This window comes from Streptomyces sp. NPDC002845, assembly GCF_053591955.1.
On record NZ_JBSFUU010000101.1, the window covers coordinates 17,253 to 35,075 of the forward strand.

10 protein-coding genes and 2 pseudogenes are annotated in these 17,823 nt (G+C 70.6%); 6 read left to right on the forward strand and 6 right to left on the reverse strand.

All coding sequences use genetic code 11. The features are described from left to right. Positions 1–54 precede the first annotated feature (54 nt). The 3 genes from ACWD3C_RS42325 to ACWD3C_RS42335 all read left to right on the forward strand — a co-directional run bounded on the left by ACWD3C_RS42325 (position 55) and on the right by ACWD3C_RS42335 (position 5,523). Positions 55–2,946, forward strand: coding sequence for a SpoIIE family protein phosphatase (locus ACWD3C_RS42325; RefSeq protein WP_451153031.1), 2,892 nt, complete (start codon positions 55–57; stop codon positions 2,944–2,946). Positions 2,947–3,002: 56 nt separating this feature from the next. Next, positions 3,003–3,764 (forward strand): DeoR/GlpR family DNA-binding transcription regulator, encoded by a 762-nt coding sequence (locus ACWD3C_RS42330; RefSeq protein ID WP_451153033.1) that lies wholly within the window; start codon positions 3,003–3,005, stop codon positions 3,762–3,764. Positions 3,765–3,978: 214 nt separating this feature from the next. Continuing rightward, positions 3,979–5,523: a hypothetical protein gene (locus ACWD3C_RS42335; RefSeq protein ID WP_451153035.1), complete on the forward strand. Its 1,545-nt coding sequence runs from the start codon at positions 3,979–3,981 to the stop codon at positions 5,521–5,523. A gap of 128 nt (positions 5,524–5,651) precedes the next feature. Here the strand turns inward: ACWD3C_RS42335 and ACWD3C_RS42340 are convergent, their stop codons facing one another. The 6 genes and pseudogenes from ACWD3C_RS42340 to ACWD3C_RS42365 form a co-directional block, all read right to left on the reverse strand. After that, positions 5,652–6,746: a LacI family DNA-binding transcriptional regulator gene (locus ACWD3C_RS42340; protein WP_451153037.1), complete on the reverse strand. Its 1,095-nt coding sequence runs from the start codon at positions 6,744–6,746 to the stop codon at positions 5,652–5,654. 125 nt (positions 6,747–6,871) lie between these two features. Next, entirely contained in the window at positions 6,872–8,017 is a 1,146-nt protein-coding gene (locus ACWD3C_RS42345; RefSeq protein ID WP_451153049.1) for an MFS transporter, read from the reverse strand. Positions 8,018–8,308: 291 nt separating this feature from the next. Next, positions 8,309–9,004 (reverse strand): annotated as a pseudogene (locus ACWD3C_RS42350) (pectate lyase); the annotation flags it as partial. Between the two features lie 276 nt (positions 9,005–9,280). Continuing rightward, positions 9,281–9,649: pseudogene (locus ACWD3C_RS42355) on the reverse strand (RICIN domain-containing protein); the annotation flags it as partial. 477 nt (positions 9,650–10,126) lie between these two features. Further along, entirely contained in the window at positions 10,127–10,252 is a 126-nt protein-coding gene (locus ACWD3C_RS42360; RefSeq protein ID WP_451153039.1) for a hypothetical protein, read from the reverse strand. Between the two features lie 57 nt (positions 10,253–10,309). Next, on the reverse strand, positions 10,310–11,746 hold the full coding sequence (locus ACWD3C_RS42365; RefSeq protein ID WP_451153041.1) for a polysaccharide biosynthesis tyrosine autokinase: 1,437 nt from the start codon (positions 11,744–11,746) through the stop codon (positions 10,310–10,312). A gap of 603 nt (positions 11,747–12,349) precedes the next feature. Between ACWD3C_RS42365 and ACWD3C_RS42370 the strand changes: the two genes are divergently transcribed. The 3 genes from ACWD3C_RS42370 to ACWD3C_RS42380 all read left to right on the forward strand — a co-directional run bounded on the left by ACWD3C_RS42370 (position 12,350) and on the right by ACWD3C_RS42380 (position 17,434). Further along, positions 12,350–13,090: a glutaminyl-peptide cyclotransferase gene (locus tag ACWD3C_RS42370; protein WP_451153043.1), complete on the forward strand. Its 741-nt coding sequence runs from the start codon at positions 12,350–12,352 to the stop codon at positions 13,088–13,090. Between the two features lie 284 nt (positions 13,091–13,374). Then, the gene (locus ACWD3C_RS42375; RefSeq protein ID WP_451153045.1) at positions 13,375–15,204 is read left to right on the forward strand and encodes a DUF4012 domain-containing protein; all 1,830 of its coding nucleotides are present in this window, start codon (positions 13,375–13,377) and stop codon (positions 15,202–15,204) included. 799 nt (positions 15,205–16,003) lie between these two features. Further along, positions 16,004–17,434 (forward strand): hypothetical protein, encoded by a 1,431-nt coding sequence (locus ACWD3C_RS42380; protein ID WP_451153047.1) that lies wholly within the window; start codon positions 16,004–16,006, stop codon positions 17,432–17,434. Positions 17,435–17,823: the final 389 nt, after the last annotated feature.

Here is a 17,823-nt window from a genome sequence, read left to right on the forward strand (position 1 = left end):
GGCTCGTTTGAGGGCTCGTTGAGGGCTCCTTGTCCGGGGAAGGAAGTGGTCCCGGTGCAGGACATCTGGGGTGACCGAGACGTCGTGGCGCAGGGCCGCGCGCGGGTCCTGGCCGGGGAGCGGGCCGTGACGAGTCTGCGGCCCCCGGTGCTGCGCTCCTGGCGGCGCTGCCAGTCCCTGGGACTCGCGCCGGACGTGATCGCACCGCCGTACCAGTCGGATCTCCACCTCGACGGCCGCCTCTTCCGGGCCGCCGCGCCCGTGCTCGAACAGCTGGAGTCCGAGGTGGCGGGCACCCGCGTGGCCCTGGTTCTCGCCGACCGGCACGGGGTGATCCTGCACTGCGGGGCCGGGGAGAAGGCGCTCTACAAGCACCTTGAGGCGGTTCGGCTCGCACCGGGCTTCAACTACTCCGAGCAGTACGTCGGCACGCACGGCATCGGCACGACACTCGAAGAGCGACGGGACTTCCACGCCTTCGGCGCCGAGCACTTCGCCGACTGCCTGCAGCCGTTCGCATCGGCGGGCGCCACCGTACGGGACCCCCTCAGCGGACGTCTCGAAGGCGTGGTCGGCCTGACCGCCTGGTGCTCGGACGCGGACACGGCCATGGCGGCGAGGATCCGGGAGGTGGCCGAGACCGTCGAACAGCGACTGCTGGAGCAGCGTACGGGCCGGGAGCGCGCCCTGTTCGAGGAGGTCATGCGGGTCGAGCACGGCGGGCGGGGTGCGATGGTGGACGCGGAACCGAGCCTGGCCCTCCCGGACGACACCGTTCTCACCGACAGCGACCGGCTCGTGCTGTGGGAGAAGGCCACCGAGCTGATCTCCGCGGCGCGCAGCACCGTCGTACAGGTGCCGTTGTCCGGAGGCCGGCTGGCGACGCTCGCGTGCCGGTCGGTGGCGGGGTCCACCGGTGAGGACGGTGTGGCCGTCACGGTCAGCCTCCCCAGGGACGCACCGCCGCATCAGGTCGTGACCGCGGCTTCCGGTCTGCGGCAGCACACCGCCGACGCCCCGCCGGGCGGGGCGAGGGAGCCGCGACAGGGCCACGAGAACAGCACCGCCGAGACGGCCGGGACCATCGGAGCGGCCGGGGCGGCCGGGACCATCGGGGCAGCCCAGGCGGCCGGGACCGTCGGCGCGGTCGGGACCAGCGAGACTTCCGGGCCCGCCCGGACCCGGGCGCCGGATGCTCCCGCCGAGCGGCTGCTGTCGGTCGGGCACCGGGAGATGGGGCAGCTCGCGATGGCCGCCCGGGAGCGTCTGGAGCTCCTGTACGACGCGGGGGTACGGATCGGCACCACTCTGGACGTCACGCGCACCGCGCAGGAGCTGGCCGAGATGGTCGTCCCACGGTTCGCCGACATCGTCACCGTAGACCTGCTGGAACCCGTACTGCACGGGGACGAACCACTCACCCCGGACGTCCCCCTGCTACGGGCCGCGATGGGCACCCGGCACGCCGACCCGCCGTTCGTGCCGGTGGGCCGCCGGGTCAGCTTCGCCTCCGCGTCGCCGCAGGCCCAGTGCTTCGCGGGCGGGGAGGCCGTACTCGAACCGGACCTGAGCGCCGTACCCGAGTGGCAGGCCCAGGACGCCGACCGCGTCCAGGAGATCCTGCGGTACGGCATCCGCTCCCTCATCTCCGTCTCGGTGTGCACCCGCGGAACGGTGCTCGGCCTGGTCAGCTTCTACCGCACCCAGGAGTCCGAGCCCTTCGAGGAGGACGACCTGCACCTGGCGGAGGAGCTCATCGCCCGGGTCGCCATGGCCATAGACAACGCCCGGCGCTTCACCCGCGAGCAGACCATCGCCCTCACCCTGCAGCGCAGCCTCCTGCCGGGTCTCCTCCCGGAGCAGACCGCGGTCGACGTCGCCCATCGCTATCTGCCCGCCCAGGCCGGCGTGGGCGGGGTCGGCGGCGACTGGTTCGACATCATCCCGCTGTCGGGCACACGTGTGGCCCTGGTCGTCGGCGACGTCGTCGGCCACGGACTGCACGCCGCCGTCACCATGGGCCGCCTGCGTACCGCGGTGCACAACTTCGCCACCCTGGATCTGCCTCCCGACGAACTCCTGGGGCGCCTCGACGACCTGGTCATCGCCCTGGACCAGGAGGAGGCCGGCCGACCCGGCGGAGGCGACATCATCGGTGCCACCTGCCTGTACGCCATCTACGACCCGGTCTCCGAACGCTGCGCGGTGGCGCGCGCGGGACACCCCCCGCCCGTGGTGGTCCGTCCCGACGGCTCCGTGCACATCCCGGACCTCCCGGTCGGCCCTCCCCTGGGCCTCGGCGGCCTGCCCTTCGAAACTGCCGAACTGCCGCTGCCCGAAGGCAGCCAGCTCGTCCTCTACACCGACGGCCTCATCGAGGACCCCGACTGGGACGTCGACTACGCCCTCGAACAGCTCCAGCTCGCCCTGGCCCATCCGGACCGGCCCCCCGAGCAGACCTGCGACGCCATCCTGGAAGCCCTGTCCGGCCCCCGCGTCACCGACGACGTGACCCTGCTGGTCGCCCGTACCCGGGCCCTGAAGGCCGAGCACACCGCGAGCTGGGAGGTTCCCTCCGACCCGGCCGCGGTCTCCGGCGTACGCTCGGCCGCCGAGCGGAAGCTGACCGAATGGGGGCTGGACGCCTGCACGTTCACCACGGAACTCCTGCTCAGTGAGCTGGTCACCAACGCCATCCGGCACGCCAGCGGCCCCATTCATGTACGCCTGCTCCGCGACCGTGCCCTGATCTGCGAGGTCTCCGACGCCAGCAGCACTTCCCCGCACCTGCGCAACGCCACCGCGACCGACGAGGGCGGACGCGGTCTGTTCCTCGTGGCCCAGCTCGCTCAGCGCTGGGGTACCCGCTACACCCCCCGCGGCAAGGTCATCTGGACCGAGCAGCCCCTGTCCCCCGCCCCCTCGCTCGAACTGTCCTCCTGGTGATCCTTCCGCTCCACCCGGTGCACGGCAGAGGGCCCGACGAAGGAAGAGGTGATCACATGCAGGCCGACGAACGCCAGCGAGAGATCGTCGCTCTGGCGCGCCGGGACGGGCACGTGGACGTGGAGAAGCTGGCCAGGCTGTTCTCGGAGACCCGGGAGACGATCTGGCAGGACCTGGCCCTGCTGGAACGCCAGGGCGCGCTGCGGCGGGTGCACGGTGGAGCCATCCCGCTCAGGCGGCTCGGCTTCGAGCCGGACCTGCCCACGCGTGGCGGGTTCATGGAGGCGGAGAAGAAGAGGATCGCCGAGGCCGCGTTGGAAGAGGTGCCCGACGAGGGGGTGATCCTGCTCGACGCCGGGTCGACCACCTCCCGCCTGGCGGAACTGCTGCCCCTCGAACGCGAGCTGACGGTGATCACCAACAGCCTGCCGATCGCCCAGCTGCTCGTGGAGCAGCGGCATCTCACGGTCATCACCCTGGGCGGGCGGGTGCGGTCGCGCACCCTGGCGGAAGTCGACGTGATCGCCATCCGCACCCTCAGTACGTTCCTCATCGACGTGTCCTTCCTCGCGACCAACGGAGTCTCCGTCGAACACGGTCTGACCACCCCGGACCTGGCCGAGGCCGAGGTCAAGCGGACGATGTGCCAGCGCGCCCGGCGCCGGGTGCTGCTCACCGACAGCAGCAAGATCGGCAACGACACGTTCTGCCGCTTCGCCGACCTCCGCGACTTCGACCTCGTGGTCACCGACACGGGGATGGAGGAAGAGATCGCCGCGGATTTCGCAGCGGTGGGGCCGCGGGTGGTACGTGTGTGAAAATGTGACCCACGCCACTGCCACGTAATGAGGCATCGGGTTCCATGTGATCCATAAGCCTGGCATGCTCATGACCGGTTACTGAGGGGTACGCGCCGCACACGCATTCTCTCGTGGACGGCCCTGCCCGCGTGTTCTTCGCGTGGCGACCCCTGGCTGACCTGCTGTCACTTCCTGTGGCGTACCCCCATATCCCGCCCTCCGAGGATCACGCGTGCACAAGTTCAAGAGACATGCCTTACTGCCGCTGTCGGCGGTCACCGTCGCGGCACTGCTCGCCACCGGCTGCTCCAGCGGCTCACCGGCCGCCGTCGAACCGGCGTCCGCGACGAGTTCAGCGGCGCCCGAGCGCCCCCAGGCCGAGCCCGCCGGCGAGCGCCTCGCCGTCGTACCGGCTCCGTCCGGGTCGGCGACACCCACCGCCGTCGCCGAGCCGGGTGCGGGTTCGGGTGAGCGGGGCAGGGCGAAGGAGTCCGCGGTCAAGGTCGCATCGTACGACCGGAAGAGCGGACGGGCCGTCATTTCGGCGGCGGTCGGAGGGGCTGGGCGGTCCGGGGCGTCTGCGCCGTCCGGTGAGTCCCGCGAATCCGGTGAGTCCGGCTCGGTTGAAGGCTCCGCCGACCCGTCGAAGACCCCGGCTCCCGCCCCGTCCGAGGAGTCCTCGGACCAGGCCGCACCTGACGCCCCCGTAGCCGTCGGCGACGTCATCGCCAGTGCTCCCGTCCCCGGTGCCCCCGACGGAGTGCTGGCCGAGGTCACCGAGATCGTCGGTGAGGCGGAGGACGGCGGTACGGAGGTACGGACGGAACCGGCCCAGCTCAACTCGGTGCTCGGGGAGAGCAAGGCCGAGGGGACCGTCCCCATCGACCCGGCAGCCGTCGAGGTCGAGCCGTTGCTCCAGGGTGTCAAGGTGTCCTGGGCGAAGACCGGGGGCCTCACCTTCGGCTCCCAGGGCGCCAAGTTGCCGCTGGGCAGCCTGCGAATCGACGTCGGCGCCGCCATCGCCACCGCCGAGGGTGCCCCCGCCTCGGCCTCCGCGTCGGTCAAGGGCTTTGTGCAGCTCGCGCCCGAGGTCGCCTTCTTCTACGACGGTTCCGGCGACGACACCGGGTCCTCACCCGGCGGTGCGTTCCTGGGGCTGTCCGGTGACTGGGCCTCGCAGTGGTCGCTGAAGGGCCGCGCGGCCGGGTCCACCAACGGCAAGCCCGTGCGCATCCCGTTCGCCGAGCTGCACACCAACCCGGTGATCCAGGTCGGCCCGGTCCCGATCGTCGTCAACCTCGACCTCGTCTGCTACTTCCAGGTGGACGCCGACGGCAGCGTCACCGTCGACGTCGAGCAGGACCTCAAGGGCGACTTCCGCGTCGGCGGCACCTTCAGCTGGGCCAAGGGATGGACCCCGGTCAACGAGTCCCGGATGACCGGCGACCCCCTGAAGGTCTCCGTCGCCGCCGTCGGCGACGTCAAGGCCGCGCTCGGCGCCGAGGCCTCCATCGGTCTCTACGGCACCGTCGGCGTCACCGCCGACCTCGCCCCCTACCTCCGCGCCCACGTCGATGCCGCCGCCGAGGGCTCCGCCGACGGCACCGGCTCGGCCATCGGAGCCTGGGCCCTCTACGGCGGCATCGACCTCTCCGGCGCCCTCCGGCTCCAACTGACCATCTTCGGCACGCCGATCTTCCAGACGAAGATTCCCCTCGGAACTCTGCACCGCGAATGGCTGCTCACCGAGGGCAAGGGGGTGGCGCGTCAGCCGTAGGCCTCCGGCGGGCCGGGCCGACATCCACTCGGTGTGGTGACCCGGCCCACCCCCTCAAAGGGCCCGGGGCTCACGACCTGGGGTGCAACAGGGAGCAGCGTCGCGACTCCCTGTTGCACCCCAGGTCGTCAGGCCACCGGCCTCGTGCTCCGCCGGACGATGAGCTCCACGGGCACCACCACCGGCTCAGCCCCCGGCCCGGCCGCGTCATCGCCGTCGAGGCCATCGGGACCATCGAGACCGTCGAGCCGGCCCAGCAACAGCCGTAGCGAACGCGTGCCGATCTCCGAGAAGTCCGTCCGTACGGTGGTGAGCGGCGGCAGCAGGTGCGCGGCCTCCGGGATGTCGTCGTAGCCGACCACGCTGACGTCCTCGGGGACGCGGCGCCCGGCCTCGTGGAAGGCGCGCAGTGCGCCGAGGGCCATCTGGTCGTTGGAGGCGAACACCGCGGTGACGTCCGGGCGTTCGGCGAGGCGGCGGCCCAGTGCGTACCCGGAGTCGGCGCCCCAGTCCCCGACGAGGGGCTCGGGAATCCGTACCCCCGCCGCGGCGAGCGTCTCCCGCCAGCTCGCCGCGCGCTGGTCGGCGGAGGTCCAGCCGGTCGGCCCCGCGATGTGCCAGACGGCGGAGTGGCCGAGGCCCAGGAGGTGTTCGGTGGCCAGGCGGGCGCCGGCCCGGAAGTCCGAGGTGACCACGGGAGTGCCGTCGCCGAGGCCGTTGTCCAGCATGACCAGGGGGGTGTCGAGCCGGGCCTCCGCCAGGGCCATGGCGACCCCGCGCTGCGGGGCGATGGCGATCACGCCGTCCGCGCCCTCGGCCGACAGGCGGTCCATCGCCCGTACGACCGTGTCCCGGTCGGCGGTGTCGAGGGCGATCGAGCTCACCAGGTAACCGGCCTCCTGGGCCGCGGTGTTGATCGCGGTCAGGGTCGAGGCGGGCCCGTAGCGCGCTGCGTCGAACGAGATCACGCCGAGCATGCGGGTCCTGCCGCTGGCCAGTGAGCGAGCGCTGCGGCTCGGGCGGTACCCTAGCGTCCGCATCGCCTCCCGCACCGCCTCCCGGGTCTCCGCCCGAACCGCCGGGTTCTCGTTGAGCACCCGCGACACGGTCTGCTTGGACACACCGGCCAGCTGCGCCACGTCGTCCATCACCGGACGTGAGCCCGCGAAGTTGCGTCGGCTGCGCCCTCTGGCGACAGCGCCGTCGGCGGCGCTACGGGGCATGACGTGTGTATCCCTCCGGGGTAGTGCCGTGGCGGTCCTGTCCCGCCCGGCAGGTCCACAGGATAGGCCGGGCGACCGGCCGTACGGGTGACTGCCGCCAGGTGGGTGGGGCGCGGGCGGTTCGTTCAGCCGGAGCGGGCAGTGGCGCGGATCAGCCACACCGTCGCGGCCAGGCACAGCGCCGAGACCCCGCCCAGCAGCAGCGGCACAGCCCGGACCCCGGACCACTCGATGGCCTTGCCGAGCGCCGGGCCCGCCGCCACTCCCCCGATCATTGACGCGGCGATCACCATCGCACCCGCCCTACGGGCCTGCGGGGCGGCCTTGTTGAGCCAGGGCAGCCCGGTCGGGAAGATCGGCGCGATGAAGAGGCCGACGCCGGCGTACGCATACGGGGCGAGCCCGGGGATCGCGGCGAGCAGCAGGCAGACCGTCATGCCCGCGCAGGAGACGGTGATGATGGCCTGGGGGGAGAAGCGGAGCGCGAGGGGTGCGACCAGGAAGCGGCCGACGGTCATCATCAGCCAGTACACGGAGGTGGCGGTGGCGGCGACCCCGGCGCCGTAACCGACCGTCTCCAGGTGCGTGGGCTCCCAGCCGCCGACGCCTGCCTCGATGCCCACGTGCAGGACGTAGAGCGTGACGAAGACGGCGAGGACTGAACCCAGGCTGCGGCCGAGGACCTGTCCCCCGTTCTCCTGCCGCTGGTCCGCGCCCGTCGGCGCCGGCGCCCGGTCCCGTACGCCCCGCAGGCACAGCAGCAACGGCAGGTTGGCCGCCGCGAAGGCGAGGAAGACCGCCGGGTAGTGCGCGGAGCCGATCGCGCCGATCAGCGCCGGGCCGAGGATCGCGCCGATGCCGAAGTGGGCGTTGAGGATGTTCAGCATGGCGGTCGAACGGTGGCCGAAGCCCACGGCGAACAGTTGGTTGAGGCCGTAGTCGATGCCGCCGAAGCCGAGCCCGGCGAGCAGCGCCGCGGCCAGTCCGACGGGCCAGTTGGGTGCCAGGGCGAAGCCCGCCGCGCCGACGGCCATGAGCAGGTAGGAGGCGCCGAGGATCCGCCGGTTGCCGATCCGGCCGAAGAGGCGGTCGAAGAGCAGGACACCGGCCACCCCGCCGATGAAGTGCGCGCTCAGCCCCAGCCCGGCGGCGGACGGCGACAGCCCGAACTCCTCGCGGAAGGCCGGGATCGCGGGCCCGTACAAGGCCTGGAGCGCACCGATGAGGACGAAGCCCGCACAGGACGCGACCACGGCAGCGGGGCTGAACACCCTCTCGTCCGGCGGATGTTGGGGGTGGCTGACCGCTCGGACGGTCGGCGGGTCGGTCACGGCGGCGGCTCCAGCTGACAGCCCACGGTGCGGTGGGCGACGGACGCGACGGACGCGACGGACGCGACGGACGCGACGGACGCGACGGACGCGACGACGGAATGTTACCGGTAACATTCCCGCGTAACACTCCCGCCGTCAAGCACCCCGGAACAGACGTCGACCTCCACCGCCATGAGCGACAACCTGGCGGTGGAGGCCGACGGGAGTTGAATCAGCCGATCGAGTGGATCACTGGTAGGTGATCCCCGACGTGGAGTAACGGCAGTGCGTGCCGTCCGGCCCGCTCCCCAGCGAAGTCGGCTCGGACCCGCTGGAGTTGCCCTTGAACCGCTCGCAGATGGTGATCTTCTTGCTCGCGTCACCGACCACCGTCACGCCCGAAATCGTGGCCGTGTCACCGTAGTTGGCGTTGATGCCTGCCAGGACCTTGCCGGGGCTGGTCGCCTTGACGTTGCTGATGACGATGTGGCGCTGGTACTGCGTGCTGCAGTTGCCGCACGCGCGGGCCAGCTTGCCGAAGTCGGCGACCTGGAAGTCGTTGATGGTCAGTGTGCCGGCGCCGTTGTGCTGGAAGACCTTGTCGTCCGCCTTCTTCGCACCACCGCCCACGACGAGGTATGTCGACGAGGCCGACTTGCCCTTGAAGGTGGCGGCGTCTTCGCCGACATCCTCCCACCACACGTTCTGCAGGGTGCAACTGCCCATGCAGTGCACGCCGTCGGCGGCCGGGGCGCCCAGAATGACGTTCTTCAGCACTGCACCGTCGGCGAGCTTGAAGAGCGGGCCCTGGTTCTCGTCCTGGTCGCCGCTGCCGAGGGCTCCGGAGCCGGCGAAGCGCTTCAGGCTGCCGTCGTAAGTATCGGAGACCTCGATCGTGGCGCTCACCGACTGCGTGCCAGCGGCGGTGGGCCAGGCCCCCAGGGCCGTACCGCCGCTGCTGCCGCCGCTGTCACTGCCACTGGTGGCGGCCGAGGAGGAGACAGCGGCGGAGGGGGTCTTGCTCGCCGTGGCGCTCGGGGAGGCGGAGGGCGAGGTGGACTTGCTCGGCGAGGCGGAGGCCGAGGGGGAGGATGAGGATGAGGGGGAGGAGGTCGCCGTCGACGAGGCCGTCGGGGACGGGGACGGCGAAGGGTCGCCCTCGGCCACCAGCGTCCACAGCTTGCCGCTCGCCTTGTCGCACGAGTTCTGCTTCGCCAGCCCGTCCTTGACGTTCAGGCACTTGCCGCTCTTGGCGTTGACCAGGTGGTACGTGTCCTCCAGCGAGTTCAGCTTCCAGACCTGCGAGGCCGTGCCGTCACAGGTCTGCTGCTGCACCGCCTTACCGACCGAGGTCGAGGCACCCTTCACCCCGGCGCACAGCTCGCTCTCCACTGCCGTGACCGTGAACCCGTCGCCGCTGTCGGCCAGTTGCCACAGCTGCGCGCTGTCGGTGTCGTCGCAGCCGGCCGTGGCCAGCTGCGCCCCGCTCGCCTCGGCCGTCGACGGCACGGTCAGACACATGCGGTCGGCGGCGTTCACCAGGCGGTAGGCCCCGGCGCCCGGGCCCGACGCGGACGCCGTCATCAGCATTGCGCCGGTAACCACGCCCGCGCCCAGTGCGGCCACCAGCGCTCCGATCAGGACCCCCCGGCGGCGGTTGCTCTTCCTTCTGCGCCGCAGCCGTCGCGTGGTTGTTCTCTCGCTCACGTCGTCACTCTCGTTCGGAAGCTCGGGCGTTCGGAGAACCGGGTTCGCGTACCCGTCCGGTTCGGGTCGGCCGCCCGCCCGGTCCGGGTTCCTCACCCGCCCCTCTGGTACCTCTGTCGCCGCCGGTCACACAAGAGTTGCCGCGGATGCAGATTTCGTGAGCCCGGAGTGATCACGTGGGGGATGCCGGCCGGACCTCGCTCGGACCTGGTCGCCATCGGACACCTGGTGAAACGAACAAGCGGATGAAATGCCTGTTCACGGCGGCTGGTGATCGGCCTCGCCCCCCTGCGAGGCGTGGTGGACCGGGGGCGGCACAGTGCGGTCTTCGCTGTCGGACGGCTGACGAGGCCGGCAGCATCACTCCTCGAAGATGTCCGGCGCGAGGACGAGCAACAGCATCGGCATGGGGAAAAGCAGAGCCGTCACGACCCGGTTCACGCTCGCCGTCCTGACGCCCGTCAGCCAGGAGCAGGCGGACGGCATCGCCGCTCCGTGGCCGACAGCAGCGCGTGCTGTCCGCGCCGACGAACACAGGCAGGGTCATTTCCCTCCCGTGAGATCCGCGGCAGCGGGCGGCGGAGCCTTCTTACGGGGAACCGACATACGGGGAGAGGGGAGTTCGCCGTACTCGCCGTAGGTGTCGTAGCGACCGCCCTTGGGGGCCGGGGCCATGCTGAAGACGGTGCCGAGGATGCGGCCGCCCACGCGCTCCAACGCCTCGGCGGCGGTGCGGACCTGTTCACGGCTGGTCTTCGAGGCGCGGACGACGAGCAGTGTGCCCTGGGTCAGCGGGGCGAGTCCGATGGTGTCGGCGACCGGCAGCAGCGGGGCGGTGTCGAGGATCACCACGTCGTAGGTGCTCGCGAGTTCGCTCAGCACCTCACCCATCCGGGCCGAGGCGAGCATCTCGGTGGGGTTCGGCGGCACAGGGCCGCTGGCAAGCACCGAGAGCCGACCATCGGCCCGCTGCATCACGTCCGCTACACGCGCCTGCCCGATCAGCACAGTGGTCAGTCCGGCGTCCTGGACAAGGCCGAAGGTCTTGGCCACGCACGGCCGGCGCAGGTCGCAGTCCACCAGGCAGACGGAGACACCGGCCTCGGCAAGGGAGAGGGCCAGGTTCATGGCGGTGCTGGTCTTGCCCTCGCCGGGCACCGAACTGGTCACCATGATGGTTCGAGGACTGTCGTCGACCTGTGCGAACCGCAGATTGGTGCGCAGTTTACGGAAGGCCTCGGCGCGCTTGGAGTGCGCGGCGGCGACGACGAGCGGTCGTCTGGGTGCGTCCTTGGCGTACGGGATGGCTCCGAGGCCCGGCAGACCGGTGAACTCGTCCAGCGCCTGGCTGGTCTTGAGGGTGGTGTCGAGGGTCTCACGCACTACGACGAGTCCGGCACCGAGCAGCAGCCCACCGAGCACACCGACAGCCAGATTGAGCAGCGGGCGCGGGGAGACGGGCCCGACGGGTGGCACCGCCCGCTGGATGATGCCCAGCTTGACCGGGGAGACGGGCACGTCCTGCTCCCGGGTCGTCCGCGTGGGTGTCTCCAGCATCTCGACGACGTCTCTGAAACGCTCGGCGACGGCGTTGGAGATCCTGGCGGCAAGCTTGGGATCGGTGTCCCGGACGGTGATGTTGATGAGCACGGTGTTGAGGGGGGCCTCGGCGGTGATCCGGGACGCCAGCTCCTCCGGTGTGGTGCGCAGCCTCAACTCACGCACCACGGGCCCGGTCACATGGCGGGTCGGCACGACGGCAGCGTAGGACTGCACGCGGGCCTGCGAGAAAGTCTGTCCCTGGCTCAGCTGAGCGGTGTCCGCACTGCCGCGGGTGGCGACGAAGAGCTGAGTCCTGGCCTCGTAGACGGGAGTGCTCAAGCTCGTGGCGGCGATCGCCGCCCCGAACGCGAGAGCCAGGCAGACCACGACGATCGGCCAGCGCCTGGCAACGGCTTCCAGGAATCTGCGGAGATCCAACCTGCACCCCTCATAGAACCGAGGGAACCGCCCGAAGAGGGCGTTTTGCTCCCTATGTGTACTGCGGAACATAGGGGCTCCAACACCTCAGCCCAGGAAGCCACTCCATGCCGAACCGGCATACAGCCCACAGGAGAGCATGAATTACACCATTTGGTGACTTCTCGGAAGAACTGCACTGTTCTGCAGCTGTATGCGCCGACTGCCCGTGTATGCAGTGTCCATGACGGAGCGGCAGGTGCGTACCGAAGTCCTACGATGCCCCAGGGCCTGTCCGGCGGATCACGCCTGGGCCGCGGGGTCTGGCACGCACTTCTGCCGCGTTGTCGTCGGTCGCCGACGCTCCGCGTCGACTCCCTCCTCCGCCTTGCAGATGCACGCACCAGACCCCGCTCACCGGCGCTTTCGGGGGCACCGCAGGTTGAGGTCGGCGTGATCCGCCGGACAGGCCCTGGGCCCGCGCCGGGCCGTACCATCACGAACGTACTGCCGGCCGTCGCCGCGCTTGCCCTGGCCGCCGTCTCGGGGACGCCCCTCGCCTCCTGCGCGACGGGGAACGCGGTGGAACATCACACGTCGGGTGCAACCGCCGGGAGCCGGGCGGTGGAAGGCCAGTCGTCTTCCGCGGAGGGCGTCGAGCAGTTGCGGGTCAAGGTGCTCGATGTCCTGCCGCATGATCCGCAGTCCTTCACTCAGGGACTGGAGATGGCAGGTGACACGCTGTACGAAGGAACCGGCCTGGCGGGGCAGTCCTCGGTACGGGCAGGTCCGCCCGGCGGGCACCCCTCGGTCCGCGTGACGTTGCCCCCGCCGCTGTTCGGCGAGGGGATCACCGTCCTCGGCCGGAAGCTCTGGCAACTCACCTGGCGGAACCGGATCGCCATCGAACGCGACGCCAGGACTCTGTCGGAGGTGCGTCGTCTCCCGTACCCCGACGAGGGCTGGGGCGTGTGCCACCAGCCGTCCGGGAACCGGCTGGTGACGAGCGACGGATCGTCCCGGCTGACGTTCCGGGACGTGGACACGCTTGCGAAGACGGGCGACATCACCGTCACCGAGGACGGCCGGCCCGTGACGGAGCTGAACGAACTGGAATGCGTCGACGACGCCGTGTACGCCAATGTCCTGCCCACCGATCGGATCGTGCGCATCGACTCCGCCACCGGCGCGGTGACGGCGAGCATCGACGCCACGGACCTGCTGCACGAGGACGAACGCGTGCGCGGATCCGTCCTGAACGGCATCGCGTCCGTCCCCGGAAGCGACCAGTTCCTGATCACCGGCAAGTTCTGGCCCAAGATGTTCCGCGTCGTTTTCGTTCCCCGCGACGGACTCACCCGCTGACGCCCGTCCGTCGCGGACGGAGGGCAGCGGCCCGGAGGAGGAGTGAGCGCCACACCATCAAGTGACTTCTGGCAACACCGAGCTGTTCGGAAGTCGTACGCCCCCTTCGTCCATGTATCCATGTGTCGGTCAGAGGCTGGTGCCACACCGCCGCCCGGCCCGGACTCAACCGTGAAGAGCGGGGAAGAGATGACATCACCGACACAGCTGGCTGCCCTGACATCGGCCTGCGCCGGCTCGCTGCCGGCCATGCGTCGCCGCCACAGGTCATGACGGAGCGACAGGTGCGCACCGCGGTTCCACGGCTTCCCGGCACCGTCCGGGGCGTCTTCCGTCTGCTCGGATCCGGTCGGCGCCGTTGGGTCAGGAACGCCCTGCTGGCCGTCGCCGCACTTTCCCTCCTCGGCGCCGCATGGGTCGGGATTACCGGGCTGCTCGCCCGCTCCGAGCTGCTGAAAGCGCAGCGAGAGTTGGCAACGCTCCGGCAATCCGTCATGGGCTCACCGGGAAATGCCACTCCGGCGAGCCCGGACGCGGCGATGCGGTCCGCGGCGGCACATGCCGCCCGAGCGCATCGACTCACCACCGGACCTGCCTGGTACGTGGCTTCGCACGTGCCGTTCCTGGGCCGGCCCGTCAGCACGGTTCGTGGCATGGCCCACGCCGCCGACCAGGTGACCGGTGATGTGCTGCCGCCGATGGTGCACCTGGCGTCGCATTCGACCGACAGGGCCCGCGACGGCGGGCTTCCGGCCCTGCTGTCCGCGCTCGGGGACAGCGCCCCCGCTCTTGAGCAGGCCGCACGCGCTGCCGCCGACACTCGTGCTCTCGCCGAGAGCACGCCTCGCGCACCCTGGGTACCGAGCGTCGATCGCGCGCGTGCCCAGCTGGTTTCTCAGCTCCACCGAATGGCCCCCGCCCTGGCCGACACGGCATCGGCGGCCCGCGTGCTTCCGTCCATGCTCGGAGCGGACGGCCCACGGCGGTACATCGTGGTGTTCCAGAACACCGCCGAAGCGAGAGGCACAGGAGGGCTGCCCGGAGGCTTCGCCGTACTCACAGTCGATCAGGGCGATCTGCGGTTCGAGACCTTCGGCACCGACACCATGCTGGCCGACGCGCACGCCTCGGTAGACCTGGGAGCCGAGTACCGCACGCGGTACGGCGCCATGGATCCCACCGGCACGTGGGCCAACTCCAACGTCAGCCCTCATTTCCCCTATGCGGCCCGCATCTGGGCAGCGGCATGGCGCGACCACAGCGGACAGCGGGTGGACGGTGCGATCGCCCTCGATCCCAGCACACTGGCACGGTTTCTCCGGGCCACGGGCCCGGCCCGGCTGCCCGACGGAACGGCGGTCACGGCAGACAACGTACTGGATCTCACCGAGCGCACCGCTTACGCCCGCTTCTCCGACAGCCGGGAACGCAAGGCGTACCTCCTCGACGTGGCACGCGCCGCCGCTGCAACGCTCGTCGACGCCCTGGACGGCCCTCAGCAGCTGCCGGGCCTGCTCAGGGCGGCCTACGACGTCGCGGCAGAAGGACGCCTGCAGGTGTGGAGCGCGCAGCCTCGGGAGCAACGCCTCCTGCAGTCCCGGCCCCTGTCCGGTGCCCTGCCGACGGACCCGGGGCCGTTCGCCGGACTGGTGGTGAACAACGCGGCCGGCGGAAAGCTCGACTACTACCTCGACCGGGAACTGCACTGGATTCCCGGCGGTTGCACCAAGAACGGTCGATCGGTCACCGCTCGGATCACCCTCACCAACCGGGCCCCCACATCGGGCCTCCCTCTCTACGTCACCCAACGTGTCGACAAGCCGCCCTACCGCACGCGGCCGGGTGACAACAGGCTGCTCGTCTCCTACTACGCCGCCTCGGGTGCTCGGTTGACCGGTGCGACCCTGGACGGCCGCCCGATCTTGGTGAACAGCGGCGTCGAACGCGGCCACGCCGTCTACACGTTGGATGTGGAACTGCCGGCGCAGCACAGCCGTACGCTGACGCTCCACCTTCTCGAACCGGTCAGCGACCGGGCCCCGGCACTATTGCGCCAGCCGCTGGTCACACCACTGCGTACCCACGTGGAGCCCGCCCCCGCCTGCGACAGCTGACCGGGACGCGGCTCATCCGGTCAGCACGGCCGCTGCGATCCGTTCCACCACCCCTTCGATCCTCGCAAAGCACTCCCGTACCTGCTGCGCCGGCGCACCGAGGGGGCGTCGACGTCGTCGTCGCCCACGGGCGTCCGCACGGCACCACGCCGAGCGGCCGCCCCCTGGACGAAAGCCTCGAAGCGTACAGCCGGATCCACCACGCCTGCGGCGTCCTCGGCCTGCACCAGTCGGGCGAACTCACAGAGAGTGAAAGCGCGGGACAACACCCGCACAGGGGACAGCCGCACAGCCGCCCCACGATGCTCCGTCGCGGCCCCCAGCACCAGATCCGAACTGCCGACCATCCCGGCCGTCAGGCAGGAGACGCTCCCCGAGCGATCGGCGCCCCGCCCGAGGAGGAAGCACTCGGCCGCCACCAGGGGCATGCCCGGAACGGCCCGGGTGCCCACGCTACTCAGACGAATCACCCGCCGAGCCCGCATATGGGACGTGACATCAGTATTCACCCGCTCATCCCTGGGACGGGAACGATCGCGTCCTGACCTGTTTCAGACCGGTACGCCGAGTCGCCCCCGGACGGCAACACATCAATCCAACTGGAACACCGGTACGCCTTCCAGGACCCTCGTCGCTCCACCTATTACTCGATCAGGGTGATGCCGGGCGAAAAAGGCCCGGCGAGGCGAAGCAGGTGGATCCGTGTATGTCTCAATGAGGCTCGGCGTGTACCCGATCCGGAAACCGTGGGGGTGATGAGGGTGTGTCAAAGGAAGCGCGTCGAGGTCCTGTGAAGGAGATGCAGCGGCATCTCAACACGACGTCGTCCGGAGCCACGCCGGACTCCGACGCGCGTCCTGGCCGGACCCGACGGACCGGAGCGTGCAGGAACCGGCGATCCTGGCAACGGCACCTGCGTACCTTCGGCTCCCTCACCGCGGCCGGTCAGGTCGAGTCGGCCCTGTCTTTCGCCACCACCGCCGTACTGATCAGGTTTGCCGGCAGCGCCGAGGCGGGGAAGGTGCTGTTCGTCCAGGCAGTGGCTACGATCTGGTTCCTGCTGTGGGATCCGCGCTTCGAAGACGCGCAGCAACGGTTCGTTCCTGCTGAGCAGCTTCGTGGCCCCGGCCACGGGACACGGCTGTATCTCCACCTGGTCCGGCTCGATATCGCCGCCGGGGTGCTGGCCACGGTCGTGGGCGTGGCGGCGGCCGCCGCGGCCACCGCTACAGGATGGCTCTCCACCGACCAACTGCCACTGCTCGTGCTGGCCGTGCTGGCCGCCGGAGCGGCCACGCCCTCGGGAAGCGCCTCGGCGGGTTTCGCGATCAGCGACCGGCTGTCCCGGCTCGGCCTGGTCCGCCTGGTCCTGGCCGTCTCCGGATGCCTGGTGACGCTGGCGGCTCTGAGGGTCGCCGGCCCGGTCGGGTACCTCACGGCGACCCTGGTCATGGCGCTGGTCTCCACGGCCGTCCTCACCGTCGGTGCCTGTAGGCGCGTACGCGAAACATGCGGCCCAACCGCCGTCGGCCCTGTCGCGATGCCGAGCGGCCTGGTGCCCTTCCTGGTGAAGAGCTCGGCGACGGGGTCCGTCTCCGTGGCCGCGGACAGTGGCGTCTCCGTACTGGCAGGGCTGCTCGGCGGACCCACACTGGTGACATCCCTGAAGATCGCCACCGCTCCGGGCCGCCTCTTCGCAAGTTTCGTCAGCCCGTTCGCGGCACAGCTCTACCCTCGTCTGGCCCGAGCCGGGGCACTCGGGCACCGGGCCGCGGTGCTGAGCGACGCCCTCCGCGTCAGCGCGCTCACCGCAGTGATCGGAGCGGTAGCGGTGCTGGCCGCCGGTGCCCTCATCGGCATGCTCCTCGGTCTGGTGTATGGGCCCGACGTCGCAGTCCCGTCAACGGCGGCCGTGGTCCTGCTGGCAGGAGCCGCCCTGCGCGGCACGGTGGTCTGGAGCAAGGTGCTGCCGTCTGCATTGGGGTTCCCGGGTGTCCGGCTGGCCTTTCTGACAGCCGAGGGCGTCTGCCAGCTCGGCCTGCTCGCGGGTGTCACCCAGGTCTGGACCGACACCGGGAGCATGACGCTCGCCTTCGCCTGGTGCTCCGTCGGCCTGCTGTTCCTGAGCACGATCGGCTGGTTCGTGGTGCTGTGGCTCCTGGTCCGCATGCTGCCCGCCGGCATTCCGGAGCCTCCGCTCTGCCGGAAGACGACGAATCGCGTCCCGTGAGCCCGCCGCGCCCCGGGACGTCAGTCGGCCGGATCGCCGCCGTGGGTCGGCAATCCACGCAATGCGGTCGTCGCAACCCGCGAGGGGATCCACTGCCGCGAACGGCACCTGGTCGCGGTAGCTGTGTGGTTCAACACGACCGGCGCCTTCCGGGCGTGGGCCAGGGATCCTCAGACTGGTCGCGGCCGGGCCTCACCGTCAGTCGAGCCCACACGCTCAGGCCGCTCGGGACTCTCCGTCGGGCGAGCGCCGGAACGGGCCTACGGAGGTGAACCGTCCGAGTCCGGCCACCCCGTGTCGCCGTTCCGTGAACCGTGACCCCCTATCGGTCGATGAAAAGTGACCCCTTCCGTGATCGAGTGATCAGTCTGGCTCCATGGGAGTCAGGT

Bases quoted from the DNA above. Each gene is read 5' to 3' on its own strand.
- ACWD3C_RS42330 (WP_451153033.1), top strand. From the start codon at position 3,003: ATGCAGGCCGACGAACGCCAGCGAGAGATCGTCGCTCTGGCGCGCCGG.
- ACWD3C_RS42340 (WP_451153037.1), bottom strand. From the start codon at position 6,746: ATGCCCCGTAGCGCCGCCGACGGCGCTGTCGCCAGAGGGCGCAGCCGA.
- ACWD3C_RS42360 (WP_451153039.1), bottom strand. From the start codon at position 10,252: ATGCCGTCCGCCTGCTCCTGGCTGACGGGCGTCAGGACGGCGAGCGTG.
- ACWD3C_RS42380 (WP_451153047.1), top strand. From the start codon at position 16,004: ATGCAGCGGCATCTCAACACGACGTCGTCCGGAGCCACGCCGGACTCC.